We start from the raw sequence: 14813 nt of genomic DNA on the forward strand, positions 1-14813 counted from the left end.
GCTACACGCTTCCTTCAGACCCCGCCTCACGACGACGCCCTTGCGTTTCGCTAGTCCTTCACCACCATCAGGTTGGACAGGGGACTCGCACCCCCAAGCTGTTGTGCATGCTCGGCGCACCAAAAAAATGCCCGCCATGAAGGCGGGCGAAGTCGCTGCGCTCGTTCTTTGCGTCGAAACGGACGTCCTCCCGCGACGTCCGCCTGGCGACGAATGCCTTATTCGACGTGCTCGCCGTGCAGCGTGACGTCGAGACCTTCGCGTTCCTGTTCTTCCGTGACGCGCAGACCCATGGTCATGTCGATGATCTTCAGCAACACGAAGCTGACGACGCCGCTGTAGACCAGCGTGACGAGCACGCCCTTCGCCTGCACCAGCACGCTGCCGTCGAAACCGCCGATGTCCTTCACCGCGAACACGCCCGTCAGCAACGCGCCGATGATCCCGCCCACGCCGTGCACGCCGAACGCGTCGAGCGAATCGTCGTAGTTGAACTTGTGCTTGAGCCACGTCGCCGACCAGAAGCAGACCACGCCCGCGACGATGCCGATCACGATCGCGCCCGTCACGCCGACGAAGCCCGAAGCCGGCGTCACCGCCACCAGACCCGCGACCGCGCCCGAGATGATGCCGAGCACCGACGGCTTGCCCTTCGTGATCCACTCCGCGAACATCCAGCCAAAAGCGGCGAAGGCCGTGGCGATCTGCGTCGTGAGCATCGCGAAGCCGGCACGGCCGTCAGCCGCGACTGCCGAACCCGCGTTGAAGCCGAACCAGCCCACCCACAGCATCGATGCGCCGATCAGCGAGAGCACGAGGTTGTGCGGGGCCATCACTTCACGGCCGTAACCGACGCGCTTGCCGAGCACCAGACAGCACATCAGGCCCGCGATACCGGCGTTGATGTGAACCACCGTGCCGCCCGCGAAGTCGAGCACGCCAGCCGTTGCGAGCCAGCCGGTCGGTTCCCAGACCATATGCGCGACCGGCGAGTAGACGATCAGCGACCACAGCGCCATGAACACGAGCATCGCCGAGAACTTCATGCGGTCAGCAAATGCGCCGGTGATGAGCGCCGGAGTGATGATCGCGAACGTCAGCTGGAACGCGAAGTAGACCGACTCCGGAATGGTCGTGGCGAGGTGGCTCACGGTAAGCGTGGTCGCCTTGTCGCCCTTGATGTAGGCCATGCCGTGCAGGAACACGCGCGAGAAGCCGCCGAGGAACGAGCCGCCCGGCGTGAACGCGATGCTGTAGCCAACGACGGTCCAGAGAATCGTCACGAGACAGCAGATCGCGAAGCTCTGCATCGCCGTGGCGAGCACGTTCTTCTTGCGCACCATGCCCGCGTAGAAGAGCGCGAGACCGGGGACCGTCATGAACAGCACGAGGGCGACCGAGGTCAGCATCCAGGCGGTGTCGCCCGAGCTGATCTTGGAGGAATCGACCATGACCGGCTCTGTCGGCGCGGCGGGCGCGGCATCGGATGCGCCCGATGCTGGCGCCGCAGCCGATGCGGCATCGGCGGACGACGCCATCGCCGTGTTGGCGGAGGCCGGTGCACTTGCGGCGGTATCGGACGACGCGGGTGCCGAGGCAGCGGCCGGAGCGGACGCATCCTGGGCGAGAGCGGTGCCGACATTCGCGCCGACCAGCGCGCCCGCCACCAACAGTGACATCAAAAAGTTACGCATTCTTCTGGTTCCTCTTATCGCCAATTTCTTGTTAGAGCGCGTCGGCGCCGGTCTCGCCGGTGCGGATGCGAATGACCTGTTCAATCGCGGTGACGAAGATCTTTCCGTCACCGATCTTTCCCGTGCGCGCGGCGCGTTCGACGGCTTCGATCGCCTGATCGACGATGTCGTCCGAAACGGCCGCCTCGATCTTCACTTTTGGCAGGAAGTCGACGACATACTCCGCGCCCCGATAGAGCTCGGTGTGCCCTTTCTGTCGGCCGAAGCCTTTCACCTCGGTCACCGTGATGCCCGAGACGCCGATGGCCGACAACGCTTCACGCGCTTCGTCCAGCTTGAACGGCTTGATGATTGCGGTAATGAGCTTCATGTGTCCCTCGCTGTGGTGTGCTGATCCTTCGATGCCTTCTAAAGCGGGATGCGCTGGGTGCTACCGCGACGTCTGCCCTGCCGGGCCGCTCAGAGAAGCGTGCAGAAAAGGTCCGCGCCAGTTATGCAACTCGTATGCCAAGCGAGTGTTCATGGGGGATTCCGGCGGTTTACGGAAACCTTCCGTTGCGGGGTATGCCGAACGGCCAACGTGCGCCGCACGTGCTGGCGCCGGGGTGTGTTCGTTGCTAGAGTGGTCTCGAGGTCCCGCAAAAAGGGGCATGGGCGGACAACGCGAGTGAGCGGCAGCGCTAAAATCGCGGCGCCTCAACGGTGCTCCGGGCATGCCGGCACACTCGGCGGCACGCACCAAGATCGAACATTCGATAATTCGGGGCACTGACCTAACAATGAATGCACTTTTTTAGTGCAAGAAGGGAGAAACGATGAAGCAGCCCAACGACGTTTTCAACGATCTGCAGCAGAAGATGAGCGATCTCTTCAAGAATTCGCCCGCGAAAGACGTCGAAAAAAACATGAAGGCGATGCTCTCGCAGGGGTTCTCGAAGCTGGATCTCGTGACGCGCGAGGAATTTGACACCCAGACGCAAGTGCTCGTGCGTACGCGCGCACGCCTGGAGGAACTCGAGAAGCGCGTCGCGCAGCTGGAGCAGCGTCTCGCGGGCGGAAGCGCCAGCACCGCGCAGGACTGAGCGCCAGCCTTATCGCATACCTCGGCTAGCGAGCCGTGAGTCTCCAGTTTTATTGCCGGCGCGGTTGAAGCGCCGTTTCAGGTGAAATCATGTCGCTTGCCGTGGTACGCAGCCGCGCGCCCGCTCCTGGGCGCGCGCCCGAAGTTGTCGTCGAAGTCCATCTCGCAAACGGGTTGCCGTCGTTTTCTATCGTCGGACTGCCCGATCTCGAAGTCCGCGAAAGCCGCGAACGCGTGCGCGCCGCGCTTCAGAACTGCGGCTTCGACTTTCCCGTCCGCAGAATCACCGTCAATCTCGCACCCGCCGATCTGCCGAAGGAAAGCGGTCGCTTCGATCTGCCGATCGCGCTCGGCATTCTCGCCGCGAGCGGCCAGATTCCGGCGCAATCGCTGGAGCATCGCGAGTTCGCCGGCGAGCTGTCGCTGACCGGCGCGCTGCGTCCGATGCGCGGCGCCTTCGCGATGGTCTGCGGAGCGGCGCGTCATTACGCATCGATGCGCGCGCCGGACACGCGCATTCCGGAAATCTACGTGCCGCTCGCGAGCGCGGCGGAGGCGGCGCTGGTGCCGGGCATCGAAGTCTTCGGCGCGGCGGATTTGCCGACGCTCTGCGCGCATCTGAACGATGTCCCCGATGCGCGGCTCAGACCGACTCACGCCGCACCGCTTTCCCCGACAAGTACGCCAGCCGCCGATCTCGCCGACGTGATCGGCCATCCCGCTGCGCGCCGCGCACTCGAAGTAGCGGCGGCGGGTGGACATCATCTGTTGATGGTCGGGCCGCCCGGCGCGGGCAAATCGATGCTCGCCGCGCGCCTGCCGGGCCTGCTTCCGCCGATGAACGATGACGAAGCGCTCACCTCTGCGGCAATCCTCTCGGCGAGTTCGATCGGCTTCACGCCCGAACAGTGGCGGCGGCGGCCATTTCGCGCGCCGCATCACTCGTCGAGCGCGGCGGCGCTCGTCGGCGGGCGCAATCCGCCGCAGCCGGGCGAGATCACGCTCGCGCATCTGGGGGTTTTATTTCTCGACGAGTTTCCCGAATTCGATCGCAAGGTGCTGGAAACCCTGCGCGAGCCGCTCGAAGTCGGGCAGATCACGATTTCGCGCGCCGCGCAGCAGGCGGACTTTCCGGCCGCCTGCCAGCTCGTCGCCGCGATGAACCCGTGCCCGTGCGGCTGGCGCGGCGATCCCAGCGGACGTTGCCGCTGCTCGCCCGATGTCGCCGCGCGCTATCTGCGCAAATTGTCGGGTCCGCTGATGGACCGCATCGATATTCAGATCGAACTGCCGGCGCTTTCGCCCGCGGAATTGTCGGCGCGTGTCGTGGAGCGCGGCGAGCCGAGCGCCAGTGTCGCGGCGCGTGTCGCGGCAGCGCGCGACATCCAGATGCAGCGTCAGGGCAAGATCAACCGCGATCTCGATGGCCGCGAAGCCGACGAAGTCTGCCGCCCCGATTCCGCGGGCGAAGCATTGCTGCGCGCAGCGGGCGAGCGTTTCGGCTGGTCGGCGCGGGCGTACTACCGCGTGCTCAAAGTCGTGCGGACGATCGCCGATCTCGCCCGCGCCGATATGCCCGATGCGTCGCATGTCGCCGAAGCGGTTCAGTATCGGCGCCTGCTGTCGGTCGCGTGATGCCAGCACGGGCGGCCCCTGGCCCACGCCCTGCTAGCGGAAAAGCGCTTGTCAAGACTTGACTTATGCACACTGAGGCGATCCGGGGCACTTTTTCATCCGATCAAACCCCTGTTTTCAGTTGATTTTGCAGACCATTGATTTTATTGAATTATTTAACTTGCCACGAACAAAGGCAAAGTAAGGTAAACCGTATGAATTGGGCTTTTGCGCGCCACCGCACACTCTTTTCCACAATGTTATCCACAGACATTGTGGATAGCGGAAAAAGTCCATACGAATCCGTGAATTAGCGCGTAAACTTACGAAGGAACTTAGCTTCTTTCCGCGGCACTAAGGCACTCTTAAATCAGTACCTGCAGAATTTCGAGGCCTTCCTCTAAAAGAGTTTGAAGGACGTGAAGAACTGATCCGCCTGCTCCCGTGGCGGCGCTTTGTCCGACACGATCGCCAGTTGATAGACATGCGCGCCGCGCGCGACGAATCTCGCCTGGATCGTCCGCGATTCGCGCCTCTCCCCGCCTTCGCCCTTCACTTCCATCTCGCTTCCCAGCACGCGCCCACCAGCGGCGAGCTCGATCTGCGTCGCGCGCGCGGCGGGCTGCGCGTTGACGTTGCGCGCGAGCCCTTGCTGAAGGAAATCGAGTGTGGCGCGCTGCAATTGCGGATCGGCGCTCGGCAGCACCACCGTGCCGACCGCGAACACGGCATCGCCGGCTTCGGCGGTTTGCATGCGCATCGTCATCGGCTGGCCGGCGATTTCGATCTTGCGCTCATCCGAACGCGGCTTTGCCGGCAACGTCACTTCGTAGCCATCGTCGTTGTTCATCACGGTGCGCCAGTCGTAAGAAGGCGTGCATGCGAGCAGCGCGCCGCATGCGACAGATGCGCACACCAGTTTGCTCGTGGAAGCAACGTTCGGAAGAAAGCGCACAGTCGCGCGATGCAAGAGGGACGGAAACACGGAGAAAACTCGTTTCATGAGGAACCGCTGCGTGAAAACCATCATTATCGCGCTGCAATGCCGGGCTTATCGGCGTGTCATGAAGCCATCTCGAAATTGGCGCTAAAATACGCAGCAGTCTCCATCGCGGCAGTGTCCGCCGTTTGCGGGAGAGCAACACGAGGTTCGACATGTCCCAATCCACGCAACACACATCCACGCGCGCCAAGAGCCCGCTGCGCTATATCGTGATGGCGCTCGTCGCGGGCGTGATCGCCTGTACCGGGTATTTCGCCTTCGGCGGCCAGCAAAAGGTGCCGGACGCGACCTTCACGCTGCTTTCGGGACAGAAGATTTCCACATCCGGCGATCTCAAGGGCAAGGTCTATCTCGTCAACTTCTGGGCGACGAGCTGCGAGACCTGCATGAAGGAAATGCCGCAGATGATCGACACGTACAACAAGTTCAAGGGCCGTGGCCTGGAATTCGTCGCGGTCGCGATGAACTACGACGCGCCGATGTACGTCAGCAACTACGCGCAGACGCGCAACCTGCCGTTCAAGGTCGCGATGGACGACGGCAGCGCCGCCAAGCAGTTCGGCAACGTGCAACTGACGCCGACGACCTTCGTCATCGACAAGAACGGCAAGATCCTGAAGCGCTATGTCGGCGAGCCGACGTTCGCGGAGCTGGATCAACTGCTCGACAAGGCGCTGGGTTCGGCTTAAACACGCTCGACACAAGACGAAAGATAAAGGCCCGCTGGCTGCAACCAGCGGGCCTTTTTTATCGCTCCGACGAATCGCCTTTCACGACGATTCCATATCGTTTGATCTTCTCGTACAGCGTCGCCTTGCCGAGCTGCAGCCGGTCCGCCGCCACCGCGACCGCGCCGCCGCAGTGCTCCAGCGCTTCCGCGATCACCGCGCGCTCGAACTGCTCGGTGCGTTCCTTGAGCGATTGCGTCGAGATATCGAGCGAGGTCGCGCCGCCGTCATCGAGAATGCCGAGCACCATGCGATCCGCCGCGTTGCGCAGCTCGCGCACGTTGCCTGGCCAGTCGCGCTGCATCAAGTCCGCGCGCTGACGATCCGTGATGAGCGGCGCGGGCCGCTCGTAGCGCACGGCTGCATCGAGCAGAAAATGTTCGAAGAGCGGGACGATGTCTTCGCGGCGTTCGTTGAGCGGCGGCAGCGTGATCGTCACCACGTTCAGCCGATACAACAGGTCGCGGCGGAACGTGCCATCGGCGACGTGTTCGTTCATGTCGCCCTTCGCGGCCGCGACGACGCGCAGATTCGCGCGCACCGGCTGATTCGAGCCGAGCCGCTCCAGCACGCCATCCTGCAACACGCGCAGCAGTTTCACTTGCAACGAGAGCGGCATGCTCTCGATTTCATCGAGAAAAAGCGTGCCGCCCGACGCGTGTTCGAGCTTGCCGACGCGCCGCTTCTGCGCGCCGGTAAACGCGCCCGCCTCGTAGCCGAACATCTCCGATTCGAACATCTGCTCCGGCAACGCGCCGCAATTCACCGCGATAAACGGCTTGTCGCGACGCGGCGACATTTCGTGCAGGCTGCGCGCGATCAGCTCCTTGCCCGCGCCCGTATCGCCGTTGATGAGCACGGATGCATCCGTCGGCGCGATATTCGCGATCAGCCGCCGCACCTGCTCGATCGCCGGGCTGCGCCCGATGATGCGGCTTTGGCCAGCCAGCTCACGCCGCAACGCCTGGTTTTCGAGCACCAGCGATCTGCGCTCCAGCGCGCGGCGCACCGCTTCGATCAAACGCTCGGACGCGAACGGCTTTTCGATGAAGTCATATGCGCCGTCGCGCATGGCCTGCACGGCCATCGAGATATCGCCGTGGCCGGTGACGAGGATCACCGGCACTTCGGGCGCGCGCTCGCGACATTGCGCGAGCAGATCGAGGCCGCTCGCGCCGGGCAAACGGATGTCGCTCACGATCACGCCGGGGAAACTCGCGTCGATCGCGCGCGCGGCGGATTCGACGCTGCCGTGGCCGGTCACGTCGAAACCCGCGAGTTGCAGGGTCTGCACGCTCGCGCGGCGCACGAGTTCGTCGTCTTCGATGAAGATCACCTGCAAACCGGTGCTCATTGTCTTGTCTCGATTCAATGTTTCGGATGCTACGCGCGGCGCAGCGTCAGTACGAATTCTGCGCCGTACGATCCGTCCGCGTCGGCCTGTGTGCCGCCTTCGGGTCCGTCCGCGACGATCGGCGCCTCGCGATTGCGCGCGAGCAGCGTGCCGCCGTAATCGCGTGCGATCGCCGATGAAATCGCGAGCCCGAGGCCAAGGCCCTGCCCCATTTCCTTCGTCGTGAAGAACGGCTCGAAAAGACGCGGCAGCGCGTCGGCGGGAATGCCGGGGCCGTTGTCGCGCACGACGAGTTCGATCGTGTCCGCGTGCACATTCAGTTCGATGACGATGCGGGGCTTGTCGCACGACGCGACCGCATCCAGCGCGTTGCCGATCAGGTTGATGAACACCTGTTCGAGCCGCAAATCCTCGCAACGCACGAACACGGGCGCGCTGCCTTCCACAAGTTCGGGCGCGATATCGACGACGACATTCTTCATGCGCGGACGCAGCATCGAGAACACTTGGCGCAATGCCCGCGCGACGTCCGCGCGCGCGTTCTTCGGCCGCGCCTTCGTGACGAAGAGCTTCAACTGATTCGTGATGTTGCCCATGCGCTCGGTCAGCGATGCGATCGCTTCGAGATTCTCGCGCGCCGCTGCCTGATCGCCACGATCGATCAGCACGCGCGTGTTATCGGAGAAACTGCGCAACGCGGCGAGCGGCTGATTGAGTTCGTGCGTGATGCCCGCCGCCATCTGCCCGAGCGCGGCGAGCTTGCTGGCCTGAATGAGCTCGTCGTGCGCGGCGCGCAAATCCTGCTCCGCGCGCGTGCGCTCGTTGACCTCTTTCGTCAGTTGCGCGTTCGCTTCGGACAGATCCGCCGTGCGCTCCGCGACGCGTTGATTCAACTCGGCGTACGCGGTCTGCAGCAACTCGCGGCTGCGGATCATTTCGCGCACGCGCGCGCGGCGCATGCGCCAATAGAACGCGAGCAGGCACAGCGACACGAACACGAGCGCCGTGACGATGACCGCGTTCTGTGCGGCGCTTTCGACGGGATCGAGCGCGGCCATCGTGATCAGTTGCCAGTCGGGCTCGCCGATCGAACGATGCGTCGCGAGATACGCCGGCGCCTTGCGCCCGCCGCCGACACGCACGATCTGCGCGCCGCCTTCGAGCGTCTTCACGACGGTCATCGGCAGCGGCGTGATGGCTTGCTGCGCGTACTGGCGCGTCGCATAGACCGAAGCCTCGATGTTCTGCGGCAGCGGCCGCACCGTGTGATATTTCCACGCCGGCACCGACGAGAGAAAGATCACACCGTGATCGTCCGTGACGATGAGCGGCTCGGACGCATCGGCGCCTTGCAGCCATTCGAGATTGAGCTTCACCACCGCGACGCCGATGATCTCGCGCGTGCCTTCGCGATAGACCGGCTGCGAGATGTAATAACCCGGTTCGATCGAGATCGTCCCGATGCCGAAAAACCGGCCAACGCCGCCTTTCATCGCATCGATGAAATACGGCCGGAAGTTATAGTCCACGCCGACAAAGCTGTCCGCCGCGTTCCAGTTGCTTGCGGCGACGCTGATGCCGTTCGAGCGGATCAGATACGTAACCGTGGCATGCGCGCGTGCGTTGAGATCTTCGAGATAGCGGTTCGCGCGCTCGACGTTGGCTTTATCGGGATGATCGAGTGCGTTCTGGACGACAGGATGCCGCGACAGCAGATACGGCAGATATTCGTAGCGGTCGAGCGTGCTCTTGAGCGTGTTCGTCGTGCGATCGACGCGCGCGGCGGCATTGAGCCTCAGTTCATCGATGCCGCTTTGCCACGCGAGATGCCACGTGAGCGCGCAGCACGCCACGAGCGCGGCGCACAGCGCGAAAAACACGAGGATGCGACGCGTCACGTGAGCAGAATCCCGCGAGTGAGGATCTGTCATTGTGGCATACGCGCCTTCTGGATAAGGCTTCGAGAACGAGCCGGCAAGCGAACGCGGCGAAGCGCTCGTGGATCGAGGCTTCGCCGCGTTCATGATGAGCTCGCGCTCAGACCGTTTCGGCTTCGTTGCGGTCGGTCACGTCGACTTCGCGTGACAGCGCCGCCTTCAGCTTGCTGCGGTCGAGTTCCTTCTCCCACGCCGACACGACGACGGTCGCCACGCCGTTACCGACGATGTTCGTCAGCGCGCGGCATTCCGACATGAAGCGGTCGATGCCGAGAATCAGCACCATGCCCGCGAGCGGAATGGTCGGCACGACGGCGAGCGTCGCCGCCAGCGTGATGAAGCCCGCGCCGGTCACGCCGCTCGCGCCCTTCGACGTGAGCATCGTAACCGCGAGCAGCGTCAACTGCTGGCCCCACGTGAGATCGGTGTTGGTTGCCTGGGCGATGAACAGCACGGCCATCGTCATGTAGATGTTGGTGCCGTCGAGGTTGAACGAATAACCGGTCGGCACGACGAGACCCACGACCGAGCGCGAGCAGCCGAGCTTTTCGAGCTTGAGCATCAGTTGCGGGAGCGCCGCTTCCGACGACGACGTGCCGAGCACGATCAGCATCTCTTCCTTGATGTACGCGACGAACTTCAGGATGCTGAAGCCGACCATGCGCGCGATCGCGCCGAGCACGAAGACGACGAAGATGATCGACGTCAGATAGAACGTGCCGACGAGCTTGAGCATCGGCAGCAGCGAGCCGATGCCGTACTTGCCGATGGTGAACGCCATCGCGCCGAACGCACCGATCGGCGCGAGCTTCGTGATGATGCCGACCATGCCGAACAGGATGCTCGACAGCCCTTCGATGAAATTCGTCACGACCTTGCCGCGCTCGCCGATGTGCGCGAGCACCGAGCCGAACAGCAGCGCGATCAGCAGGATCTGGAGGATTTCGCCCTGCGCGAACGCCGACACCAGCGTGTCCGGGATGATGTGCATGAAGAAGTCGACCGTGCTCTGGCCGTGCGCCTTCGTCGCGAAGGAGTCGACGGCCTTGTGGTCGAGCGTGGCCGGATCGACGTTGAAGCCGACGCCGGGCTTCAGGATGTGCGTCGCGGCGAGGCCGAGGATCAGCGCGAACGTCGACACGATTTCGAAGTACAGAAGCGCCTTGCCGCCGACGCGCCCGACCTTCTTCATGTCTTCCATGCCCGCGATGCCGGTGACGACGGTACAGAAGATGATCGGCCCGATCACCATCTTGATGAGCTTGATGAAGGCGTCGCCGAGCGGCTTCATGTCGGTGGCGAGAGCGGGATAGAAGTGCCCGAGCGCGATGCCGATGATGATGGCCACGATCACCTGCACGTACAGGACTTTATGGATAGGTTTTTTCACGATGGTTCCAGGCAATAACAAGCGATTGGCGGAGGGACAGCCAGCGGCGAGCTTGGACGTGGAGAAGCTTTCTGGGTGCGCGGATGAATCTGTGGGATGCGCACGCCGAATCGCGCCGCGTAAGCGAAAAGCCGCTTCGTCGACGGACTCAGGGACGTTTGGATGCGAGAGGGTTCATCTGTTTGTCTCCTTGACTTTTATGGGCGGCTCATGGGCCGTGCCGTTTATATTGCAAGGGCGATGCCAGGCTTTACTCTTTTTAAGCCGTTGATTTTCTAGGGTATTTCTTAACGCATGAGCATGCGCAATCCGGGATTCTGGAAATCCGGAATACGGGTGTCCGATGATCTGGACGGCTGCAACGTTCGTTCAATCATAAAAAAACCCACGGTGGTCCGTGGGTTTTTCTTTTCAGGCAGAGCCAAAAGCGCTCAAACCACGCCCGCGCCGTGCGCCTGCAGATCCGCGTGATAGCTCGAACGCACCATCGCGCCGACGGCCGCGTGCGTGAAGCCCATCTTGTACGCCTCTTCCTCGTACATCTTGAACGTGTCCGGATGTACATAAGCCCGGACCGGCAGATGGTGCTCCGACGGTTGCAGATATTGACCGATCGTCAGCATATCCACATCGTGCGCGCGCAGATCGCGCATCACCTGAAGGATTTCTTCTTCCGTTTCGCCCAGACCGACCATCAGGCCCGATTTCGTCGCGACTTCCGGATGCAGCGCCTTGAAGTCCTTCAGAAGCTTCAGCGAATGGTGATAGTCCGAACCCGGACGCGCTTCCTTGTAGAGACGCGGCACCGTTTCGAGATTGTGATTCATCACGTCGGGCGGCGCGGCGGTCAGAATGCCGATCGCACGATCCAGACGGCCGCGGAAGTCCGGCGTCAGGATTTCGATGCGCGTTTCCGGCGAATGCTCGCGAACCTGCCTGATGCACTCGACGAAGTGCCCCGCGCCGCCATCGCGCAGATCATCGCGATCGACGGACGTGATCACCACGTACTTCAGCTTCAGCGCGCCGATGGTGCGCGCGAGATTCAGCGGTTCGTCCGCGTCGAGCGGATCGGGGCGGCCGTGACCGACGTCGCAGAACGGGCAGCGGCGCGTGCACTTGTCGCCCATGATCATGAACGTTGCCGTGCCTTTGCCGAAGCATTCGCCGATGTTCGGGCAGCTCGCTTCCTCGCACACCGTATGCAGGTTGTGCTCGCGCAGGATGTGCTTGATTTCGTTGAAGCGCGAGTTGCCCGTTGCCGTGCGCACGCGGATCCAGTCCGGCTTCTTCAGCTTCTCGATCGGGATGACCTTGATCGGAATGCGCGACGTCTTCGCTTGTGCCTTCTGCTTCGCAGTGGCGTCGTAGGCGGTGGGCGACGAAGCAGAAGCGGCGGTATCGCCGGCCAGGTTTGCGGTTGCGTCAGTCATTCGGTCGATCCGGTTGTTGCGGCGGAAGTTGCGGGGAGGCCGCCGATTTGAAGTGCCAGCCGTTCGGCGAGCACGAGAGCTACGTCGCGCCAGTCGGCCGCGACGCCGAGCGTCGCCATGTCGACCGTTTCGAGTCCCGCGTAGCCGCACGGGTTGATTGCGAGGAACGGCTGCAAGTCCATGCTCACATTGAGGCTCACGCCGTGATAGCTGCAGCCGTTGCGAATCTTGAGTCCGAGCGCGGCGATCTTCGCGCCTTCATGGAACTCGTGCGAACGAACGTTCGCGCCTCGTTCGGCCTGCCGCGCCGATGGCCGCGCCACATAAATGCCCGGCGCGCCGGCCTTGCGGTCGGTCGCGAGATTATACGTCGCGAGTGTTTCGATCACGGCCTCTTCGATGCGCCGCACCAGCTCGCGCACCATCAGTTTTCGGCGACGCAGATCGATCAGCAGATAAGCGACGATCTGCCCCGGCCCGTGATACGTGATTTGTCCGCCGCGATCCACCTTGACGAGCGGAATGCCGCTTTGAGCGAGCAGAAGATGTGCGGGATCGCCCGCGAGACCGAGCGTGAAGACCGGCGGATGCTCGACGAGCCAGATTTCGTCCTGCGTTTCGGGCGTGCGGGCGTCGGTGAAGGCGCGCATCGCGTCGAAGCTCTGGCCGTACGGCTCGAGGCCGCGCCAGCGCAACGCGACCGGAAACTCACCGGAACTGAGCACGGTGTCGGGCGCGTCGTCGAATTCTTGTGGGACTGCGAGCGGTGTGGCGGACATGGTGCCGGTAGTTTACCGAAATAGCCCCATGCCCGCCGATGGTGAATTCGCATGCCTTCGATGGCAAATCCGAATACTTGGCTCAAACGGTGCGCCATCCGGCGCGGAACCGCTGCGCGAGGCGCTCGATGCTGGTCGAAACCCAATGCATCGCACGTTCGTCGCAGCGCGGCAGGATCGTGAAAACGACATAAGCCGGACGGTCGCCTTCGACGGAAAGCCAGAGCCGCTCGCGTTCGCGCAACTTGAGGTTGTCGCCGGGGACGAGCCAGTAATCTTCGATGTCGTTGCTGCGCGTCGCCCAGACGGCGCTGCCGTGGACTGTGAGACGCGTACCGCGCGCGATGCGCATCGGCACGGTTTCGCCGGGCTTGATTTCGAAGGTGACGCTTGTTGATATTTCTCGCATGATCGACTCCGCCAAGGGAACGTTTCGATGACTACAATCCTAGGCGTGGCAAGGCATCAGGCAAAACGATCAATTTTCACTGCTATGTGAGCTGTATTGACAACGACAACGCCGACAATCCACATGGACCTTCGACAGCTTCCCGCCCTGAACGCGCTGCGCGCCTTCGAAGCCGCCGCCCGACACGAGAGCTTTTCCCGCGCCGCCGACGAGCTTTTCGTCACGCACGGCGCGGTCAGTCATCAGATCCGCGCGCTGGAGGCCGAACTCGGCGTGTCGCTCTTCGCACGCGACGGCAAACGCGTGCGTCTCACCGACCGCGGCAGGCAATACGCGGCGGAGGTGCGCGCGGCGCTCGTCGCACTGGCTGAATCGACGCGGCGCATCCGTTCGGGGGATCGCGACCGCCGGCTGATCGTCTCGATGCTGTCGTCGTTTTCGGCGCGGTGGCTGACGACGCGCGTGGGCCGGTTCATTGAAAAGCATCCGGAAATCGATCTCGAATTGCTGTCGACGAACGCGCTCACCGATTTCAACCGCGACGACGTGGATGTCGCGATCCGCTTCGGTTTTGGCAAGTACGCGGGCCTGCACTCGGAGGAACTGCTCGACGAGGTGTTCTTCCCCGCGTGCGCGCCGAATTTTCGCGGCGGCGAGTTGCCGCGGACACCGCGCGATCTCGCGAATCTGCCGCTATTGCGCTCGGAAGATGAGCGTTGGCGTCCGTGGTTCGACGCGGCCGGGCTCAACGACATCGAGGAACCCAGGCGCGGCGTTCTGTATGAGGATTCGTCGAATCTTCTGCAGGCGGCCATCGACGGTCAGGGCATCGCGCTCGTGCGCCGCTCGCTCTCGATGCAGGAAATCGGTGCGGGACGGCTCGTGCGGCTGTTCAATATCGACGGCCCGAGCCCGTGGAAGTACTACTTCGTGTGCCCGGCGGCGCTGCTTCAGACGAAGCGTGTGCAGGCATTCAGGGAATGGGTTTTCGAGGAGGCCGAGCAGTTCAGGCTGCTCTACGAGCGCACGCCGGCGGTGTGCGACGCGCCGGCGGGCAAGATCAAAGCACTACCTTGACCATTGGATGGCCGGTGAGCGCGCGATAGATGTCGTCGAGATGCGGGCGATTCTGCGCGCGCACGGTGCAGGTGAGCCCCGTGTAATTGCCGCCGGAAGACGGACGCGCCTCGACACGCGATGCGTCGAAATCCTTGTCGAACTCCTTGAGCAGACTGACGATCGTGTCGTGAAATTCCGGATGCGTCTTGCCCATCACCTTGATCGGGAAATCGCAGGGAAAGTCGAACAGCTCGTCGGCGCTGTGCGCGGCGGAATCGGTCGGATCGGTGGATTGTTGCTTGTCGGTCATGGCTTTCTCCTTCACTTCGCGC

The 14813-nt window shown here is 63.0% G+C and carries 14 protein-coding genes; 4 read left to right on the forward strand and 10 right to left on the reverse strand.

The features are described from left to right. Positions 1-218: 218 nt before the first annotated feature. Both IAG25_RS33270 and IAG25_RS33275 read right to left on the reverse strand, forming a co-directional pair. Entirely contained in the window at positions 219-1694 is a 1476-nt protein-coding gene (locus IAG25_RS33270; RefSeq protein WP_187608679.1) for an ammonium transporter, read from the reverse strand. Positions 1695-1725: 31 nt separating this feature from the next. Next, positions 1726-2064 (reverse strand): P-II family nitrogen regulator, encoded by a 339-nt coding sequence (locus tag IAG25_RS33275; RefSeq protein ID WP_014190273.1) that lies wholly within the window; start codon positions 2062-2064, stop codon positions 1726-1728. Between the two features lie 445 nt (positions 2065-2509). On the opposite strand from IAG25_RS33275, the gene IAG25_RS33280 reads away from it, so the two are divergent. After that, positions 2510-2776, forward strand: coding sequence for an accessory factor UbiK family protein (locus tag IAG25_RS33280; protein ID WP_187608680.1), 267 nt, complete (start codon positions 2510-2512; stop codon positions 2774-2776). Positions 2777-2865: 89 nt separating this feature from the next. Next, the gene (locus IAG25_RS33285) at positions 2866-4410 is read left to right on the forward strand and encodes a YifB family Mg chelatase-like AAA ATPase (RefSeq protein ID WP_187608681.1); all 1545 of its coding nucleotides are present in this window, start codon (positions 2866-2868) and stop codon (positions 4408-4410) included. A 379-nt stretch (positions 4411-4789) separates the two neighbouring features. On the opposite strand, the gene IAG25_RS33290 is transcribed toward IAG25_RS33285, so the two are convergent. Next, complete coding sequence (locus IAG25_RS33290) at positions 4790-5416, reverse strand: hypothetical protein (RefSeq protein ID WP_187608781.1); 627 nt, start codon at positions 5414-5416, stop codon at positions 4790-4792. 128 nt (positions 5417-5544) lie between these two features. On the opposite strand from IAG25_RS33290, the gene IAG25_RS33295 reads away from it, so the two are divergent. Next, complete coding sequence (locus tag IAG25_RS33295; RefSeq protein WP_187608682.1) at positions 5545-6081, forward strand: peroxiredoxin family protein; 537 nt, start codon at positions 5545-5547, stop codon at positions 6079-6081. A gap of 58 nt (positions 6082-6139) precedes the next feature. Here IAG25_RS33295 and IAG25_RS33300 read toward each other — a convergent pair whose 3' ends face one another. The 6 genes from IAG25_RS33300 to IAG25_RS33325 all read right to left on the reverse strand — a co-directional run bounded on the left by IAG25_RS33300 (position 6140) and on the right by IAG25_RS33325 (position 13422). Beyond that, positions 6140-7474 carry a sigma-54-dependent transcriptional regulator gene (locus IAG25_RS33300; protein ID WP_187608683.1) on the reverse strand — a complete coding sequence of 445 codons (1335 nt, stop codon included), beginning with the start codon at positions 7472-7474 and terminating at the stop codon, positions 6140-6142. Positions 7475-7503: 29 nt separating this feature from the next. After that, a complete protein-coding gene (locus IAG25_RS33305) occupies positions 7504-9498 on the reverse strand; it encodes a sensor histidine kinase (protein ID WP_222946762.1) in 1995 nt (664 codons plus the stop codon). Between the two features lie 13 nt (positions 9499-9511). Further along, a complete protein-coding gene (locus IAG25_RS33310; RefSeq protein WP_187608685.1) occupies positions 9512-10801 on the reverse strand; it encodes a dicarboxylate/amino acid:cation symporter in 1290 nt (429 codons plus the stop codon). A gap of 431 nt (positions 10802-11232) precedes the next feature. Next, a complete protein-coding gene (gene lipA / locus IAG25_RS33315) occupies positions 11233-12234 on the reverse strand; it encodes a lipoyl synthase (protein ID WP_187608686.1) in 1002 nt (333 codons plus the stop codon). Beyond that, complete coding sequence (gene lipB, locus IAG25_RS33320) at positions 12231-13013, reverse strand: lipoyl(octanoyl) transferase LipB (RefSeq protein WP_187608687.1); 783 nt, start codon at positions 13011-13013, stop codon at positions 12231-12233. Before lipB ends, lipA begins: the two co-directional genes overlap by 4 nt. An 82-nt stretch (positions 13014-13095) precedes the next feature. Further along, positions 13096-13422 carry a DUF2917 domain-containing protein gene (locus IAG25_RS33325; protein ID WP_035497927.1) on the reverse strand — a complete coding sequence of 109 codons (327 nt, stop codon included), beginning with the start codon at positions 13420-13422 and terminating at the stop codon, positions 13096-13098. A gap of 123 nt (positions 13423-13545) precedes the next feature. Between IAG25_RS33325 and IAG25_RS33330 the strand changes: the two genes are divergently transcribed. Next, positions 13546-14499 carry a transcriptional regulator GcvA gene (locus IAG25_RS33330; RefSeq protein WP_187608688.1) on the forward strand — a complete coding sequence of 318 codons (954 nt, stop codon included), beginning with the start codon at positions 13546-13548 and terminating at the stop codon, positions 14497-14499. Here IAG25_RS33330 and IAG25_RS33335 read toward each other — a convergent pair. Then, complete coding sequence (locus IAG25_RS33335; protein WP_187608689.1) at positions 14483-14791, reverse strand: DUF493 family protein; 309 nt, start codon at positions 14789-14791, stop codon at positions 14483-14485. The genes IAG25_RS33330 and IAG25_RS33335 overlap by 17 nt on opposite strands. Between the last annotated feature and the right edge of the window lie 22 nt (positions 14792-14813).

Origin of the sequence: Caballeronia sp. EK (assembly GCF_014384845.1) — a bacterium.
Lineage (GTDB): Bacteria > Pseudomonadota > Gammaproteobacteria > Burkholderiales > Burkholderiaceae > Caballeronia > Caballeronia jiangsuensis.

What these genes read in the sequence shown, in the direction of transcription:
- IAG25_RS33295 (WP_187608682.1), top strand. Translation starts at nt 5,545, where the DNA reads ATGTCCCAATCCACGCAACACACATCCACGCGCGCCAAGAGCCCGCTG.
- IAG25_RS33280 (WP_187608680.1), top strand. Translation starts at nt 2,510, where the DNA reads ATGAAGCAGCCCAACGACGTTTTCAACGATCTGCAGCAGAAGATGAGC.
- lipB (WP_187608687.1), bottom strand. Translation starts at nt 13,013, where the DNA reads ATGTCCGCCACACCGCTCGCAGTCCCACAAGAATTCGACGACGCGCCC.
- IAG25_RS33275 (WP_014190273.1), bottom strand. Translation starts at nt 2,064, where the DNA reads ATGAAGCTCATTACCGCAATCATCAAGCCGTTCAAGCTGGACGAAGCG.
- IAG25_RS33285 (WP_187608681.1), top strand. Translation starts at nt 2,866, where the DNA reads ATGTCGCTTGCCGTGGTACGCAGCCGCGCGCCCGCTCCTGGGCGCGCG.
- lipA (WP_187608686.1), bottom strand. Translation starts at nt 12,234, where the DNA reads ATGACTGACGCAACCGCAAACCTGGCCGGCGATACCGCCGCTTCTGCT.
- IAG25_RS33325 (WP_035497927.1), bottom strand. Translation starts at nt 13,422, where the DNA reads ATGCGAGAAATATCAACAAGCGTCACCTTCGAAATCAAGCCCGGCGAA.
- IAG25_RS33335 (WP_187608689.1), bottom strand. Translation starts at nt 14,791, where the DNA reads ATGACCGACAAGCAACAATCCACCGATCCGACCGATTCCGCCGCGCAC.
- IAG25_RS33330 (WP_187608688.1), top strand. Translation starts at nt 13,546, where the DNA reads ATGGACCTTCGACAGCTTCCCGCCCTGAACGCGCTGCGCGCCTTCGAA.
- IAG25_RS33300 (WP_187608683.1), bottom strand. Translation starts at nt 7,474, where the DNA reads ATGAGCACCGGTTTGCAGGTGATCTTCATCGAAGACGACGAACTCGTG.
- IAG25_RS33290 (WP_187608781.1), bottom strand. Translation starts at nt 5,416, where the DNA reads ATGGTTTTCACGCAGCGGTTCCTCATGAAACGAGTTTTCTCCGTGTTT.
- IAG25_RS33270 (WP_187608679.1), bottom strand. Translation starts at nt 1,694, where the DNA reads ATGCGTAACTTTTTGATGTCACTGTTGGTGGCGGGCGCGCTGGTCGGC.
- IAG25_RS33305 (WP_222946762.1), bottom strand. Translation starts at nt 9,498, where the DNA reads ATGAACGCGGCGAAGCCTCGATCCACGAGCGCTTCGCCGCGTTCGCTT.